The 333-nt window shown below is 43.2% G+C and carries 1 protein-coding gene; it reads left to right on the forward strand.

What is annotated here, in order from left to right; genetic code table 11:
• Positions 1–190 (forward strand): cell division topological specificity factor MinE (gene minE / locus AB4585_RS27895; protein WP_372172003.1); only part of this gene is annotated, 190 nt, incomplete at its 5' end.
• Between the last annotated feature and the right edge of the window lie 143 nt (positions 191–333).

Below are 333 nucleotides of genomic sequence, written 5' to 3' on the forward strand. Positions count from 1 at the left end.
GCTGCAGATTGTTGTTGCTGAGCATCGATGTGGGCACTCAAAAGCATCGCATATCCCGCAATTGAAGCGCGATATTCTAGAGGTATTGAGTCGTTACTTTACTGTTGATGAAGATATGGTTGATGTGAACTTTGAGCATGACAAGGATCAGCTCGCTGTTCTTGAGTTAAATGTGAAGTTACCTGAATAATGATTGTGGCCCGGGCATAAGTCGGGGCTTTTTAGGAGTGTGTGGTAGTGGTTTTCCATGATTCGTTTTACGTTCAATATAACTACAGAAAAATGCTGTGGGGCAAGGTCTCAAAGCTCTTGCTGTAGTTGACCATTCCTATC

The sequence above is a fragment of the Vibrio sp. 10N.222.49.C9 genome (assembly GCF_041474985.1).
GTDB lineage: Bacteria > Pseudomonadota > Gammaproteobacteria > Enterobacterales > Vibrionaceae > Vibrio > Vibrio crassostreae_C.